The organism is Nocardioides hankookensis, assembly GCF_042658885.1.
GTDB lineage: Bacteria > Actinomycetota > Actinomycetes > Propionibacteriales > Nocardioidaceae > Nocardioides > Nocardioides hankookensis.
This window is the reverse complement of sequence record NZ_JBHSRJ010000004.1, coordinates 481,069-496,008: the sequence shown is the minus strand read 5'-3', so window position 1 is coordinate 496,008 and position 14,940 is coordinate 481,069. Positions and strand designations below refer to the sequence as shown.

Below are 14,940 nucleotides of genomic sequence, written 5' to 3'. Positions count from 1 at the left end.
GGACCCGAGGCCCTAGCCTTTTGCCGTGACCGTGATCTGGGCAGACTTCGACGCCGTGCTCTTCGACCTCGACGGGGTGGTGACACCGACCGCCGAGGTCCACATGCGGGCGTGGTCGGAGATGTTCAACGCCTACCTGACGGCGTACGACGGGCCGGGCGAGCGCGCGGCGTACACCGACGCCGACTACTTCGCGCACGTCGACGGCAAGCCGCGCTACGAGGGCGTCGCCGACTTCCTCGCCTCGCGGAGCATCCCGGCGCCGCGCGACCTGGTGGTCGAGCTCGGCGACCGCAAGAACGACGCGTTCAACGAGGTGCTCGCGCGCGACGGGGTCACCGCCTACTCCGGCTCGGTGCTGCTCCTCGACCACCTCCGCGACCTCGACATGCCGCTGGCCGTCGTCTCGTCGTCGGCCAACGCCCCGGCGGTGCTGGAGGCGGCCGGGCTGGCCGACCGGTTCCGGATCGTGGTGAGCGGCACCGTCGCCGAGGAGCTCGGGCTGCCGGGCAAGCCGGCCCCCGACACGTTCCTGCACGCGGCGCAGGTGCTCGGCGCGACCGCTGCCGGCTCCGTGGTCCTGGAGGACGCGGTGTCCGGCGTCCGGGCAGGCGCGGCCGGCAGCTTCGGCCTGGTGGTCGGCGTCGACCGCGGCGCCGGGGCCGACGTCCTGGCCGCCGCCGGGGCACAGGTGGTCGTCGCGGACCTGGCCGAGCTGGTCGACGGAGCGCCGGCATGAAGGCGCACGCGCGGTCCGTCGGCCCGGACCCGATGGACCGCGGCCGGTTCCCGGTCGACGAGTGGGCCCTGGTCGAGACGAGCTACCGCGCCGACGACATCGGCGTGGCCGAGACGCTCTTCACGGTCGCCAACGGCTACCTCGGCATGCGCGGCAACCCCGAGGAGGGACGGCCGTCGTACGCGCACGGGACGTTCGTCAACGGCTTCCACGAGACCTGGCCGATCCGGCACGCGGAGGCGGCCTTCGGGTTCGCCCGCACCGGCCAGACCATCGTCAACGCGCCCGACACCAAGGTGCTGAAGATCTACGTCGACGACGAGCCCCTCACCTTCGGCACGTCCGACCTGGAGCACTACGAGCGCCGCCTCGACTTCCGCGACGGCGTGCTGCACCGCCGTCTGATCTGGCGGACGCCGTCCGGCAAGCGGGTGCGCATCGACTCCACCCGCATGGTGTCCATGACCCAGCGGCACCTGGCCGTCATGACCCTCGAGATCGAGGTGCTGACCGGCGACGCCCCGGTGGTCGTCTCGTCGCAGATCCTCAACCGCCAGGACGGCATCGACGAGTACAAGGCTCCCCAGGACCTCACCGGCGAGACCGTCGACCCGCGCAAGGCTGCGGCGTTCGCCGGGCGCGTGCTCGTGCCGCGGATGAGCTACGCCACCGAGGACCGGATGCTGCTCGGCTACCAGTGCGCCAACTCGGGCATGACCATCGCGGTCGCGGCCGACCACGTGCTCGAGACCGCCGACAAGCACGAGGTGCTGGCCCGCCACGACGACGACCAGGCCAAGATGGTCTTCCGCGTCGACGCCACCCAGGGCAGCCCGATGCGGATCACCAAGACCATCAGCTACCACACGTCGCGCGGCGTCCCCGTCCGCGAGCTCGCGGACCGCTGCGACCGCACGCTCGACCGGGCCCGGCAGCACGGGCTCGAGCACTACCGCCAGGACCAGCGGGGCTGGTACGCCGACTTCTGGGCCGCGGCCGACGTCGAGGTCGAGGGCAGGTCCGTCGAGCAGCGTGCGGTGCAGCAAGCGGTCCGGTTCAACCTCTTCAGCCTCGCCCAGGCGAGCGGCCGCACGGACGGCCTCGGCGTGCCCGCGAAGGGCGTGACGGGGTCCGGTTACGAGGGCCACTACTTCTGGGACACCGAGGTCTACGTGATCCCGTTCCTCAGCTACACCCAGCCCGAGGTGGCCCGCAACGCGCTGCACTTCCGCTCGGTGATGCTCCCGTCCGCGCGCGACCGGGCCCGCGAGATGGCGCAGAGCGGCGCGATGTTCCCGTGGCGCACGATCAACGGCGAGGAGGCGTCGGCCTACTACGCGGCCGGCTCGGCGCAGGTGCACATCGACGCCGACATCGCCTACGCGCTGATGAAGTACGTCCGCGCGACCGGCGACCGCGGCTTCCTGGTCCGCGAGGGCATCGACATCCTGGTCGAGACGGCGCGGATGTGGGCCGACCTGGGCTTCTGGCGCAGCAACGGGGAGCCGTCGTTCCACATCCATGGCGTGACCGGCCCGGACGAGTACACGACGGTCGTCAACAACAACCTGTTCACCAACGTGATGGCCCGCTACAACCTCGAGCTGGCCGCCGACGCCATGGAGTGGATCCGTGACGAGCGGCCCGAGGAGCACATGCGGGTCACCACCCGCCTCGACCTGGACCCCGCCGAGGTCGAGGAGTGGCGGCGTTGCGCCGAGGGCATGGCCATCCCGTACGACGAGGGCCTCGGCATCCACCCCCAGGACGACTTCTTCCTCGACCGTGAGGTGTGGGACCTCTCGAAGACCCCGCCGGAGACCCGGCCGCTGCTGCTGCACTACCACCCGCTGGTGATCTACCGGTTCCAGGTGCTCAAGCAGGCCGACGTGGTGCTGGCGCTGTTCCTCCAGGGCGACCGCTTCACCGCCGAGGAGAAGCGCGCCGACTTCGAGTACTACGACCCCATCACCACCGGGGACTCGACGCTGTCGGCGGTGGTGCAGTCGGTGATCGCCGCCGAGGTGGGCTACCACGAGGCGGCCCTGCACTACTTCCACGAGTCGCTCTACGTCGACCTGATGAACCTGCACGGCAACACGGTCGACGGGCTCCACATCGCGTCGGCCGGCGGCGTCTGGAGCGCGCTGGTGCACGGCTTCGGTGGCATGCGCGACCACGGCGGCGCGCTCGCGTTCGACCCGCGCCTCCCCGAGTCGTGGGCCGCGCTGCGCTACCGGCTGTGCTGGCAGGGCTCCCGGGTGCTGGTCGAGCTGACCGAGCACGAGGTGCGGTTCACCGTCGTCGACGGCGAGAAGGACGTGCCGCTGCTGGTGCGCGGCCGCTCGTACGTCGTCGGGCAGGACCACCCGCTGGTGGTGCCGCTCGCCGACCAGGGCGAGCGCATCGACGGGCTGCTCGGCGACCACCCGGTCGTCGGCGGCGTGCGTGCCGACGGCAGCACGATCACCGCCGGCGTGCCCGACCCGATCCAGCACCCCGACGACGTCGAGCACACCGGCGAGTTCCCGGCGTACCAGGACGTGCCGCCGCTGGGGCCGCACATCCCGCAGAGCTGAGCTCCCGAGCCGACGTTTGGCACCCGCCGGACGCGGGCACCGCATCTTGGTTGAGCACGACAACCAAATCGGAGGGTGCACCGTGACAGCGACGACCGAAGAACGCGGCTCAGGAGCCGGACTCAAGCGCCACGTGGGCGTGGTCGGGCTCCTGTTCGCCAGCGTCGGCTCGATCATCGGGTCGGGATGGCTCTTCGGGGCGCTGAACGCCTCCATCGAGGCCGGCCCGGCGGCGATCATCTCGTGGGCCCTCGGCGGCTTCATGATCCTGCTGATCGCCCTCGTGTACGCCGAGCTCGGCACGATGTTCCCGCTCTCCGGAGGCGTGGTGCGCTTCCCGCACCTCGCGTTCGGCTCGTTCGCGAGCTACGCCGCCGGCTGGATCACCTGGGTCGCGGTCGCCACGACGGCGCCGATCGAGGTCGAGGCCGCGCTCCAGTACGCGACCAAGTACGCGCCCTTCACCAGGGAGCACATGGTCGACGGCGAGGTCGTCCACACGCTGACCGGGTTGGGCTACGCCTCGGCGGTCGTGCTGATGGCGGTCTTCGTCGTCATCAACTACTACGGCATCAAGTGGTTCGCCCGGATCAACAACGTGCTGGTCTGGTGGAAGATCGCGATCATCCTGCTGGTGATCGCCGCGTTCATGGTCTCGGCGTTCCACACCGAGAACTTCACCGACTACGGCTTCATGCCCGAGGGCTGGCACGGCGTCTTCACCGCGATCGCGACCTCCGGCATCGTCTTCTCCTACCTCGGCTTCCGCCAGGGCATCGAGCTGGCGGGCGAGACCGACAACCCCAGGCGCAACGTCCCCATCGCGGTCGTCGGCTCGGTGCTGCTCACGGCGCTCATCTACATCCTGCTCCAGGTCGCGTTCATCGCGGCGCTGCCGCAGTCCACGCTGGCCGACTCGGGGTCGTGGTCGCAGCTGAGCTTCGAGGGCGACTTCGGCCCGCTGGCGGCGATCGCCACCCTGCTCGGCCTCGGCTGGCTCTCGGTGCTGCTGTACGCCGACGCGATCATCTCCCCCGCCGACACCGGCCTGATCTACACGACGGTGACCTCGCGCATCTCCTACGCGATGGCCCGCAACGGCAACGCCCCGCAGGCGCTTGCGAGGACGACCGACCGGGGCGTGCCGTTCATCAGCCTGATCGTGACGTTCGTGGTCGGCCTGATCGTCTTCCTGCCGTTCCCGAGCTGGCAGCAGCTGGTCGGGTTCATCACGTCGGCGACGGTGCTGTCCTTCGCGTCCGGCCCACTGGTGCTCTCGGCGCTGCGCAAGCAGCTGCCCGACCAGGAGCGTCCCTTCAGGGTCCCCGGCGGACACCTCATTCCGCTGCTGGCCTTCTGGGCGTCGAACCTGATCATCTACTGGTCCGGCTGGGACATCGTGTGGAAGCTCGGCGTCGCCGTCGCGATCGGCTTCGTGCTGCTGCCGATCTACCACGTGCTCGGGCAGGACACCCCCAAGCTCGACTTCCGCTCCGGCGCCACCTGGGTGGTGCCGTGGCTGCTCGGGCTGCTGCTGATCTCCTGGCTCGGCAACTACCCGGAGCCGGCGAAGGGCAACCAGGACGTGCTGACCTTCGGCACCGCGATCCCGGTGATCTTCGTCTTCTCCGTGATCATCTACGTCCTCGCGCTGCGGTTCCCGCTCTCGACCGCGGAGATCGAGGCGCACGTCGAGGAGTCACGCAAGGAGTCCGAGCTCGAGGAGGCGACCCTGGGCGAGGCGCCGTAGGTCGGGGTCGGCTCGCAGGTCAGATCGCGGCCGCCCGGACGACCATCACGTCCGGGAGGTCCGCGACCACCTGGCGCCAGCTCTCGCCCTCGTCGGCGGAGGCCCACACGGCGCCGTTGCGAGCCCCGAAGTAGAAGCCGGTGCGGTCGTGGTCGTCGGCGCACATCGCGTCGCGCATGACGGCGACGTAGAACCCGTCGGGCAGGCCGTCGCCGAGCTCCTCCCAGGTCTCCCCCGCGTCCCGCGAGCGCCACACCCGGGCCTTCGCGTCGGGCGGGTAGCGCTTGTCGCCGCCGTTGATCGGGAAGACGAAGATGGTGTCCGGCTCGTGCGGGTGCACCACGATCGGGAACCCGAACGTCGCCGGCAGCCCGTCGCCGATCGACTTCCAGATCCGGCCCTCGTCGTCGGAGCGGTAGACCCCGCCGTGGTTCTGCAGGTAGAGCCGCTCCGGCCGGCTCGGGTGCCGGGTGATCTTGTGGACGCACTGCCCGAACTCGGGGTACTGCTGGCCCTCCGGCAGGAACTCGGCCCGGATGCCGTGGTTGCGCGCCTCCCAGGAGGCGCCGCCGTCGTCGGTCTGGTAGACGCCGCCGCTGCTCAGCGCCGCCGTGACCGACTGCGGGTCGGTCGGGTGTGGAAGCAGCGTGTGGAAGGCCTGGCCGCCGAAGCCGGCGCCCCACTCCTCCCGGTGCGGGTGGTCCCAGAGCGCCCGCTCGAGGGCGAACGTCTCGCCGCCGTCGGTGGAGCGCCAGACGGCCGCGGGCTCGGTGCCGGCGTACACGACGCCGGGCTCGGCGCCCGGCACCAGCTGCCAGACCCGCTCGACCGTGGCGCCGGTGTCCTCGGGGAAGCGGACCGCGCCGTTGGGCGTCTCCTGCCAGCTCGCGCCGAGGTCGTCGGAGCGCCAGACCTGCGGGCCGAGCCAGCTCGACGAGGCGCCGGCGAGCAGCCGGGGGACGTCCCCGCGGGCGTCGACCAGGCAGGAGTAGACCTCCTCCATGTCGAAGTGCGGGCCGGTGAACTCCCACTCCTCGCGCGCCGCGTCCGACGTACCGATCCAGAGACCCTTGCGGGTCCCGACCATGAGCAGCGTCTTGTCGGCCATGCCTGCCTCCTGGGTAGCCCTCAGTCTCTTCTACCCTGACTCGGTGACCGACGGGAACTCATCGCGACCGCGAATCTCTCCCGTCTGGCTGGTGCTGGCCGGCATCCTGTCGGTGCAGTTCGGCGCCGGCATCGCCAAGAGCCTCTTCGACGAGATCTCGCCGACGTCGATCGTGTGGCTGCGGCTGGTCACCAGCGCCGTCGTGCTGGTCGCCGTCGCGCGGCCGGTGCTGCGCGGCCGGTCCCGGACCGACTGGCTCGTCGTCGTCGCGTTCGGCGTCTGCCTGGGCGTGATGAACTGGGCGATCTACCAGGCCTTCGCCCGCATCCCGCTCGGCATCGCCGTCACCCTGGAGTTCATCGGCCCGCTGACCCTGGCCGTCATCGGCTCGCGCCGGCTCCGCGACCTGCTGTGGGTGCTGCTCGCCGGGCTCGGCGTCGCCGTGCTCGGCCTCCAGGGTGGCGGCGAGCTGAACGTCGCGGGCGTCCTCTTCGCGCTGCTGGCGGGCGCGATGTGGGCGTCGTACATCCTGCTCGCCGGGCAGACCGGCCGCCGCTGGCCCGGCTTCGACGGCCTCGCGCTGGCCAGCGTCGTCGCGACCGTCCTGCTCACGCCGTTGGCCATCGGCGAGGGCGGCGGCGACCTCCTCGACCCGCGGATCCTGCTCCTCGGCGCGGCCGTCGGCGTGCTCAGCTCGGTGGTCCCCTACAGCTGCGAGCTGGTCGCGCTGCGCTCGATCAGGCCGTCCGTCTTCTCGATCCTGATGAGCCTCGAGCCCGCCGCCGCCGCGCTCGCCGGGATGGTCGTGCTCGGCGAGTTCCTCACCTGGGAGCAGTGGCTCGCCATGACCCTCGTCGTCATCGCCTCCGTCGGCGCCACCCGCTCCACCCGCACCCTGGCCCCCGCCCCCGACTGACACCGCGGCGCTCGGTGGTTTCGAGGCTCAGGCCTAGCGGCCTTCGCACCTCAACCACCGACTCGGTGGTTGAGGTGCGAGCGAAGCGAGCCTCGAAACCACCACCACCCGGCCCACGCACGAGTTCACGCAACCGTCACACGTCGTTGACCCGGGCGAAGCGGCCGGCTCCTAGGTTGGAGCGCACGTTGTCACTCGGGACACACATGGGAGTCTGCGATGCACCTGGTACCGGCTGGCGCCGCACGTCCGATCGGACGAGCCGTGGCGGCGGTGCGAGAGTGGCCGGTCGAGTCCCAGCAGCGCTCCCGGCGCAACGCCATGATCGCCTCCACCGCCCTCGCACAACGGCGTGCGGAGCTCAATGACGTCGAGGACTTCCTGGCTGCACTGGACCTCCAGCATGCACTGGGCCGAGTTCCGGCGCCGGAGGTCGCAGCGCACGCTGCACACGGCTGAGCCCGCCGGGCGGGACCTGCCTCTCCCTGGCCGCCCGGTGGGTTCAGCCCCACTCGCTAGTGTTCCGGCATGAGACGCCTCGTCGCCCTCGCCAGTGCCGCCGTCCTCACGGCGGGTGCACTGACCGCGTGCAGCAGCGACGGGAGTGACGGGCCGGACGCGAAGGTGGTCGGCTCGCCGTCGGAGAGCGCGACACCGTCAGCGACCACGTCAGCGACCACGTCGCCCAGCGACGACCCGACCACGGACACGACGCCCCCGAAGGTCGTCGGCATGGTCGCGACCGGCCTGGAGGCTCCCTGGGGCATCGGCTTCCTCCCGAACGGCGACGCGGTCGTCACCGAGCGCGACACGACCAAGGTCCTGCTCCTGACAGCCCCGTCGTACGACGTCCGCGAGGTCGGCAGCATCAACGACGCCGTCGGGCTGGGCGACCAGGGCGGCGAGGCGGGGCTGCTGGGCGTCGCGGTCTCGCCGGACTTCGACAGCGACCACCTGCTGTTCTTCTACTACAGCACCGAGAGCGAGAACCGGATCGTCAAGGCCACCCTCGAGGGCGGCAAGCTCGGCACGCCGACGACCATCCTCGACGGCATCCCGCGCGGGTTCATCCACGACGGTGGGCGGCTGGCGTTCGGACCCGACGACTACCTCTACGCCTCGACGGGCGAGACCGGCACCGGCGAGCTGGCCCAGGACAAGGACACCCCGGCCGGCAAGATCCTGCGGATCACCACCGACGGCAAGGCTGCGCCCGGCAACCCGGTGGCGGGCAACCCGTACTGGACCTACGGCCACCGCAACGTGCAGGGCCTCGCGTTCGACGACCGGGACCGGCTGTGGGCCTCGGAGTTCGGCCAGGACACCTACGACGAGCTCAACCTGATCACCAAGGGCGCCAACTACGGCTGGCCGATGGTCGAGGGCAAGGGCGGCGGGCAGGGCCTCGTCGACCCGCAGGAGGTCTGGAACACCGACGACGCGTCGCCGTCCGGGCTGGCCTGGCTCGACGGCTACCTCTGGATGGCCTCGCTCAAGGGCGAGCGGCTCTGGCGCGTCGACGTCACCGGCAAGCGGGCGGCCGACCCGACCGACTTCTTCGTCGGCGAGTACGGCCGGATGCGCACCGTCGCGGTCGCGCCCGACGGCAACCTCTGGGTGACGACCAGCAACACCGACGGTCGCGGCGACCCGCAGGACGGCGACGACCGGATCCTGCTCATCCGCCCCTGACGCCCTGCCGTACCTGGCCGGTCACCGTCGCACGACGGGCGGCCCGCCGCAGGGTCGCCAGGATCGCCGGCCCCAGCACCACCACCGCGACCGCGGTGGTGATCGCGCGCATGGTGTCCCAGCTCCCCGTCGACGTCAGCACCGTGTAGACGAGGAACCGGTGCAGGTTGTCGACCAGCGCGGCGCCCGGCACGTAGGACAGCGACCCCTCGTGGCCCGCGACGGCGATGCCCGCGATGAACGGCCAGCCCGAGAGGTTCATGAAGATCCCGAAGGCGTACGACGCGACCACGCCGTACGCCGCGAGCATGGCGATCTCGGCGCGGCCGGTCACCCGGCGCGGCAGCAGCCCGGCGCCCATGCCGACCCACGCGGAGCAGAGCATCTGGTAGGGCAGCCACGGGCCGACCCCGGCGGTCATCAGGGCGGAGGCGAAGAGCGAGGTGCAGCCCAGCACGAACCCGAAGCCGGGCCCGAAGACGCGCCCGCCGAGGATCAGCAGGAAGAACGTCAGCTCCACGCCCGCCGCACCGGGCGAGATGCCGCGCAGGATCGCGTTGGCCGCGCTGAGCACACCGAGCACGGCGAGCACCCGCGGGTCGAGGCCGCCCTCGTTGAGCTCGGCGAGCACGACGGCGATGACCACGGGCAGCAGGGCGAGGAAGACGAACGGCGGGTCGACGCGCTCGCCGGTGCCGGCGCGCAGGAGCAGCGGCCAGCACAGCATCATCAGCCCGGCGAGCGAGGCGACGGTGAGGACCAGCGCGGAGCGCGGCGAGATCCGGACGGCAGGCCCGTTCGACGGAGTGCTCACAGCGCGGCCACGACCTCGTCGACGCGCAGCCACGGGGCACCGAGCACCTTGGTGACCTGGGGCGCGAAGGCGGGCGACTCGGCGACCACCCGGCGCACCGGGCCGGACGAGACGACCTCGCCGTCCGCGAGCACGACGACGTCGTCGGCGACCTGGGCCACGAACTCCACGTCGTGGGTCGCCACCAGCACCGCGTGGCCGTCGGCCGCGAGGCCGCGCAGGATCCCGGCCAGCACGTGCTTGGCGGCGTAGTCGAGGCCGCGGGTCGGCTCGTCGAGCAGCAGCACCCGCGGCCGCGACGCGAGCACCAGCGCCAGGGCGAGCGCGAGGCGCTGCCCCTCCGAGAGGTCGCGCGGGTGCTGGTCGCCGGGGATGCCGGGCACCAGCCGGTCGAGCAGCGCCCGCGCGTCGCCGCTGCCGCCGTCGGCGGCCGCGCACTCCTCGTCGACGGTCTCGAGGTAGAGCAGGTCAGCGGCGTTCTGCGGCACCAGCCCGACCAGCGCCCGCCGGCCCGCCGGGGCCAGCGCGGCCGGGTCGCTGCCGCCGACGTCGACCGTGCCCGCCGTACGCCGGCCGCTGCCCTGGACCGCCCAGAGCAGGGAGGACTTGCCGGAGCCGTTGCGGCCCATCAGGGCGGTGACCCGCCCGGCGCCGAGGTCGAGGTCGAGGCGGCGTACGGCGACGGTCTGGCCGTGCACGACGTCGAGCGCCCGGACGGCGACGGCCGTGCCCGCCGCGGTCTCGTCGGCGACCACCGGCGGGGCGAGGCGGAGGTCGCGTGCCCGCCGACGGGCGTCGCGGACGCTGAGCGGGAGCGGGCTCCAGCCCGCGGCCCGGCCGAGCTCGACGATCGGCGGTGCCACGGGCGAGTCGACGAGCAGGTCGCCCGGCTCCCCCACGGTCACCCGGCCGTCGCCGGTCAGCAGGCACATCCGGTCGACGAACGGGATCACCCGCTCGAGGCGGTGCTCGGCGAGCAGCACCGAGACCCCGAGGTCGTGGACCAGCCGGGTAAGCGTGGCCAGCACCTCCTCGGCCGCGGTCGGGTCGAGCGCGGAGGTGGGCTCGTCGAGCACCAGGAGCCGCGGGTGCATGGTCAGCACCGATCCGATCGCCACCCGCTGCTGCTGGCCGCCCGACAGGGTCCGCAGGTCGCGGTGGCGCAGGTCGGCGATGCCGAGCAGGTCGAGGGTCTCCTCGACCCGGCGACGCATCGTCTCGGGCGGCAGGCCGAGCTGCTCCATGCCGTAGGCGAGCTCCTCCTCGACCGTGTCGGTGACGAAGCCGGCGGCCGGGTTCTGGCCGACGTACCCGATCGCGTGTGCGCGCTCCCGCGGCGGCGTCCGCACGATGCTGGCGCCGTCGAGCAGCACGTCGCCGTCCAGCGCACCGCCGGAGAACCGCGGCACCAGCCCGGTGACGACGCCGAGCAGCGTGGACTTGCCGACCCCGGTCGGGCCGGAGACCAGCACCAGCTCGCCCTCGTCGACGACCAGGTCGACGGCGTCGAGCACCGGCGCGCCGCCGTACGAGAACGTGATGCCACGCAGCTCGATCACGCGGCCACCTCCTCGCGCACGGGTACGGCGGGCGCGGTGACCGTCCGGGCGGCCGGGGGCGAGCAGAGGGCACCGAGCAGCGCGACGCCACCCATCACGAGCGCGGCGATGGTGAGCGTCGGGACGGCGTCGAGCGGCGGGTAGGCCACCACCACCTGGTGCCCGCTCACCCACCAGCCGAGTGCGCCGGTCAGCACGCCCGAGGCCGTGACGGCCAGCTCCGGCCACCCCCACGGGTCGGGCCGGTAGCGGGTGCGCTCGACGCGGCGCCCGGCGCTGCGCAGCCCGGCGACCGCGGCGAGGACACCGAGCACCAGCATCGGCAGGGCGAGCACGCGTGGCGCGGTGTGGTCGAGGACCGCGTACGTGCCGACGCAGATGCCGACCAGCCCGACCAGCATCAGCGCCCCGGTGGTGCGTCGCTGGGTCCGCGTGGCGTCGCCGGCGCGGCCGTAGCCGCGGGCGTCCATCCCGGCGGCCAGGGCGAGCGAGCGCTCGAGCGCGTCCTCGAGCACCGGGACGAGCAGCCGGCGCAGCCGGCCGACCCGGCCGGTCTCCCCCGCCCGCAGCGCCTGCGCGGCGCGCACCCGGCGCATGCTGTCGGCGAACTGCGGCAGCACGCTCACCGCGACCACCAGCGCCGTGCCGATCTCGTAGAGGGCCGGAGGCACCGAGCGCAGCAGCCGCTTCGGGTTGGCCAGCGAGTTGGCCGCACCGACGCAGATCACGATGGTCGCCAGCCGGAGGCCGTCGTACAGCGCGAAGAGCACGGCCTGGGCGTAGATCGGGCCGAGCAGGGTGATGCCGGCGACCCAGTCGGGCAGCGGGACCGACGGCAGGTCGAGCAGCACCCGGCCGCCGAAGTACCCACCGAACACCAGCCGGAACGCCACCCGGATGACCACGATCGCCACGCCGAGCCACACGTAGAGGCGGAACGACTGGCCCCACGGCTGCTCCGAGCGCCGCAGCGAGACGACCAGCGCGGCGACCCCGACGAGCATCAGCAGGATCAGCGGGTTCGTCGTCAGCGACGCCGCGACCGCCAGCCCGATGGCCCACAGCCACCAGGCCACCGGGTGCAGGTCGCGGGGGTGGTTCACGACGTCGAGTGTCCCCGACGACGTACGACGGCCACGGTGCCGCCGGCGGCGAACAGCAGGACCACCACGACCGGGCCGACCCAGGTCGGCAGGCCGCCGCTGTCCGCCGGCTCCACCGGATCGGACGCCGTCGTGGTCGCGTCGCTGGAGGACGGCGGGTCCGCGGGCAGCATCTCCCCGTCCACGCCGCCGGGCGACTTGGTCGGCTTGCCCGCGGCTCCGCTCGGCGTCGTCTCGACCGCGCTCGGCGACGGCCTCGAGGACGCACTCTCGCCGGACGTCGGCGACTGGCTCGCGGCCCCACCGGCGGAGGTCGCCTTCGGGGTGGCGACCGACGTCGGCTTCGTGGTCGTCGGCTTCAAGCTCGTCGGCTTGGTCGGCGTGGGCCTCGCCGACGAGCTGGGCGCCTTGGTCGGCGCCGCGGGATGTACGGCGGGGCTGGCGCCGGGCGCCGAGCGCGCGGAGCTGCCGTTCCAGGAGAACGCGACGTACCCGCCCTCGGGGACCTTCAGCCCGCCTGCGGAGGTGGTGGCGTAGGTCCACTGCCCGGACGTCCCGTCCGACCACCAGAGGCCCCAGTAGGCGTCGGCCGGTGGCGTGTTGATGCACGGGTCGGATGCCGGCTGCCCCGCGACCCGGCAGACGAAGCCCGCCTGGCGCTGCACGTAGGTCAGCGGGAAGCCGGCCGCCGAGAAGAGCGACGTCGCAGAGTCCCCGCCACCGTCGGCGACGCAGGCGCTCTGCACGCCGCCGCCGAGCTCGTGGAAGTCGACGACGACACTCACACCGTCGGCGCTCGAGCAGGTGGCGGCGGACGCGGCGGACGCGGGGACGCCGACGCCTGCCGCCGCGGCCAGGAGGCACGCGGCGGCGAGGCGTACGCCGACGAAGGACACGGTCAGCGGACGACCTTGACCGTCTTCGCGCCGACCCGGTTGGCGAACTCGCCCCGGACGGCGACCTTGGCCTTGCCCGGCTTGCCCGCGACCTTCAGGACTGCCACGAACACGCCGCCCTTGGTGGCCTGGCCGGCCTTGGACTTGCCGCGGACGGCGACCTTGACGGACTCCGCCGGAGCCAGGCCGCGGACCACGACGCGCACGGCCTTGCCGGAGCGCACCTTCGCGGGCGCGACGACCTTGAGCCTCGCGGCACCGAGGGCCCTGATCTTGACCGTGTCGACGACGCCCGAGGCGGCGGAGACGGCGACCGTGGTGATCGCCGTCTTCGCCTGCAGGGTGACGCGCAGCTGCGCCTCACCGTTGCCGTCGGCGTGCGTCACGACCTTCTGCGCGCCCGCCGTGGCGCACAGCGCCTCGCCGGGTGCCGCACCGGTGACGCCGACCAGCGGCTTGGTGCCGGCGCGAACGTACTCGGACGTGAACAGCACGTTGGTGCCGGTGCCGGCGGGCGCCGAGAGCAGCCCGGGCAGCGCCTGCGCGGTCGCCCGGACGGACTGGGCGACCAGATCGGCGTCCATCGCGCCGGTGGCGGCCTCGGCGTACGCCGCGTCGTCGTAGGTCACGGCGCCGCTGTCGGCAGCCGCGGAGGCGAAGCAGGAGCCGGCGACGACCTGGTGCTCGCGCAGCCAGACGGCGGCCTTCTCGGCTGCCGCGGGCTGGCCCGCCAGGCGCAGGGCGTTGGCCGCGAGGCCGGTGCTGTTGGCGTTGGGCGCCTCCGTGGAGGGGCCGCCGCCGAACGAGCCGTCGGCCTGCTGCGTCGACAGCAGCCACTGCACGGCCTGGGTCCGGGCCGTGACGGCTGCCGGGTCGGTCTCGTCGAGGAGCGCCACGACGGCCTGCGCCGTCGAGTCCGTGTCGGGCTCGTCGGCCCCGCACTGCTGCTGGGCCTGGTCGATGTCGCCGCGGAAGAAGCCGCCGGTGCACTGCTGGTCGAGCAGGTAGTCGAGCAGCTTGCCGTGCGCGCTGCTGCCGGTGCCGTCGAGCCCGTCGAGCGCCAGGGTCTGGATGTAGGTGTTGTCGTAGCTGGGGTCGGGCGCACCGTCGAAGGTCGAGATCACCCGGCCGTTCGTGTCGATCAGCGACTCGAGCCGCTGGACCAGGTTGACGCCGCCGAAGTCGACCGGGTTGCCGCCGGTGCGCTGGGCGAGCAGCAGCGCCTTCGCGGTGGCGCCGCCGGTCTCGCCCGTGTGGTCCATCGAGCCGTCGTTGTAGGAGTAGGCGATGTAGCCGTTGACGTCGGCGGCGATGGCGTCGCGGACCTTGGTCACCGTCGCGGCGTCGGCGTCGACCGCGTCCAGCGCGAGGGCCACGTCGATCGAGAGCCCGTAGTCGGGGCCGAACGAGCCCGGGAAGACGCCGGCGGCCGGGACCTGGCCGGCGATCCAGCCGGCCGCGGCCGAGGTCGGCGCCGGGTCCGGGGCGGCCGAGGCCGAGGTCGGCGTGGCGACCAGGGCGAGGGTGGCGAGGGCCGGGGCCGCGACCAGGGCGGCGGCACGGCGTACGGAGTGACGCATGGTTTCCTTCCCGCTGCTCAGCGGGAGGTGCTCGAGGTCGTTCCCCGGGTCGCCACCCGCTGTGTTCCACGACAGCGATGTGATCAGGACGCGTCGTGGCGGGTGCTCCGGCTCTACGGTTGCGGGTCAGCGCCGGACTCTCACCGGCTTCCCCCACCACGGGCGTGCGTTGAAGTGCCCGCGCAGCATATCGCCGCGCGGGTC

General features: G+C 72.7%; 11 protein-coding genes and 1 riboswitch. Of the genes, 5 read left to right on the top strand and 6 right to left on the bottom strand.

Annotated elements, in window-relative coordinates:
- Positions 1-31: 31 nt before the first annotated feature.
- From ACFPYL_RS08765 to ACFPYL_RS08755, 3 genes are all read left to right on the top strand, one after another.
- A complete protein-coding gene (locus tag ACFPYL_RS08765) occupies positions 32-739 on the top strand; it encodes a beta-phosphoglucomutase family hydrolase (protein ID WP_379155416.1) in 708 nt (235 codons plus the stop codon).
- On the top strand, positions 736-3,318 hold the full coding sequence (locus tag ACFPYL_RS08760) for a glycoside hydrolase family 65 protein (protein ID WP_379152996.1): 2,583 nt from the start codon (positions 736-738) through the stop codon (positions 3,316-3,318). Before ACFPYL_RS08765 ends, ACFPYL_RS08760 begins: the two co-directional genes overlap by 4 nt.
- Positions 3,319-3,400: 82 nt before the next feature.
- Positions 3,401-5,068, top strand: a complete 1,668-nt coding sequence (locus tag ACFPYL_RS08755; RefSeq protein ID WP_379152994.1) for an APC family permease — start codon at positions 3,401-3,403, stop codon at positions 5,066-5,068.
- 19 nt (positions 5,069-5,087) lie between these two features.
- Here the strand turns inward: ACFPYL_RS08755 and ACFPYL_RS08750 are convergent, their stop codons facing one another.
- Positions 5,088-6,176 (bottom strand): WD40/YVTN/BNR-like repeat-containing protein, encoded by a 1,089-nt coding sequence (locus tag ACFPYL_RS08750; RefSeq protein ID WP_379152992.1) that lies wholly within the window; start codon positions 6,174-6,176, stop codon positions 5,088-5,090.
- Positions 6,177-6,219: 43 nt separating this feature from the next.
- On the opposite strand from ACFPYL_RS08750, the gene ACFPYL_RS08745 reads away from it, so the two are divergent.
- Both ACFPYL_RS08745 and ACFPYL_RS08740 read left to right on the top strand, forming a co-directional pair.
- Positions 6,220-7,092: an EamA family transporter gene (locus tag ACFPYL_RS08745; RefSeq protein WP_379152990.1), complete on the top strand. Its 873-nt coding sequence runs from the start codon at positions 6,220-6,222 to the stop codon at positions 7,090-7,092.
- 528 nt (positions 7,093-7,620) lie between these two features.
- Positions 7,621-8,784: a PQQ-dependent sugar dehydrogenase gene (locus ACFPYL_RS08740; RefSeq protein ID WP_379152988.1), complete on the top strand. Its 1,164-nt coding sequence runs from the start codon at positions 7,621-7,623 to the stop codon at positions 8,782-8,784.
- Here ACFPYL_RS08740 and ACFPYL_RS08735 read toward each other — a convergent pair.
- From ACFPYL_RS08735 to ACFPYL_RS08715, 5 genes are read right to left on the bottom strand one after another with little or no spacing between them, the layout of a single operon-like run.
- The gene (locus tag ACFPYL_RS08735) at positions 8,771-9,598 is read right to left on the bottom strand and encodes an ECF transporter S component (RefSeq protein WP_379152986.1); all 828 of its coding nucleotides are present in this window, start codon (positions 9,596-9,598) and stop codon (positions 8,771-8,773) included. The two genes, ACFPYL_RS08740 and ACFPYL_RS08735, sit on opposite strands and share 14 nt — an antisense overlap.
- The gene (locus ACFPYL_RS08730) at positions 9,595-11,157 is read right to left on the bottom strand and encodes an ABC transporter ATP-binding protein (protein ID WP_379152984.1); all 1,563 of its coding nucleotides are present in this window, start codon (positions 11,155-11,157) and stop codon (positions 9,595-9,597) included. Before ACFPYL_RS08730 ends, ACFPYL_RS08735 begins: the two co-directional genes overlap by 4 nt.
- A complete protein-coding gene (locus ACFPYL_RS08725; RefSeq protein WP_379152982.1) occupies positions 11,154-12,260 on the bottom strand; it encodes an energy-coupling factor transporter transmembrane component T in 1,107 nt (368 codons plus the stop codon). The genes ACFPYL_RS08730 and ACFPYL_RS08725 overlap by 4 nt, the downstream gene beginning before the upstream one ends.
- Positions 12,257-13,156: a hypothetical protein gene (locus ACFPYL_RS08720; RefSeq protein WP_379152980.1), complete on the bottom strand. Its 900-nt coding sequence runs from the start codon at positions 13,154-13,156 to the stop codon at positions 12,257-12,259. Before ACFPYL_RS08720 ends, ACFPYL_RS08725 begins: the two co-directional genes overlap by 4 nt.
- 2 nt (positions 13,157-13,158) lie before the next feature.
- Positions 13,159-14,736, bottom strand: coding sequence for a prenyltransferase/squalene oxidase repeat-containing protein (locus ACFPYL_RS08715; protein ID WP_379152978.1), 1,578 nt, complete (start codon positions 14,734-14,736; stop codon positions 13,159-13,161).
- A gap of 79 nt (positions 14,737-14,815) precedes the next feature.
- A riboswitch (cobalamin riboswitch) is annotated at positions 14,816-14,912 on the bottom strand.
- Positions 14,913-14,940 lie beyond the last annotated feature (28 nt).

Coding starts and splice junctions, on each gene's coding strand:
- ACFPYL_RS08750 (WP_379152992.1), bottom strand. CDS start 6,176: ATGGCCGACAAGACGCTGCTCATGGTCGGGACCCGCAAGGGTCTCTGG.
- ACFPYL_RS08715 (WP_379152978.1), bottom strand. CDS start 14,736: ATGCGTCACTCCGTACGCCGTGCCGCCGCCCTGGTCGCGGCCCCGGCC.
- ACFPYL_RS08740 (WP_379152988.1), top strand. CDS start 7,621: ATGAGACGCCTCGTCGCCCTCGCCAGTGCCGCCGTCCTCACGGCGGGT.
- ACFPYL_RS08760 (WP_379152996.1), top strand. CDS start 736: ATGAAGGCGCACGCGCGGTCCGTCGGCCCGGACCCGATGGACCGCGGC.